The following is a 267-nucleotide window of genomic DNA, read 5'->3' as shown; positions in this document are numbered from 1 at the left end:
CTGCGCGGGATGTTCGGTTCGCGGCTGAACATTCTGGCGAACGGGATGCCGACGCTCGGTGCGTGTCCGAACCGGATGGACGCGCCGACTTCGTATATCGCGCCGGAAAGCTATGACAAGGTCACGGTCGTGAAGGGGCCGCAGACCGTGCTGTACGGCCCCGGCGCATCGGCCGGCACCGTGCTGTTCGAACGCGTGACGCCGCGCTTCGAGCGCCCCGGCATGCGCTTCGACGGCAGCGTGGTCGGCGGCTCGTTCGGCCGCAAC

The 267-nt window shown here is 68.5% G+C and carries 1 protein-coding gene; it reads left to right on the top strand.

The window, feature by feature from the left end; translation table 11 throughout:
• The coding region (locus SB816_RS32125) for a TonB-dependent receptor plug domain-containing protein (RefSeq protein ID WP_410548259.1) at positions 1-267 on the top strand (267 nt) is incomplete at both ends.

This window comes from Achromobacter sp. SIMBA_011, from assembly GCF_046535435.1.
Taxonomy (GTDB): Bacteria; Pseudomonadota; Gammaproteobacteria; order Burkholderiales; family Burkholderiaceae_B; genus Achromobacter; species Achromobacter dolens.
This window is presented reverse-complemented; position numbering and strand designations above follow the sequence as displayed.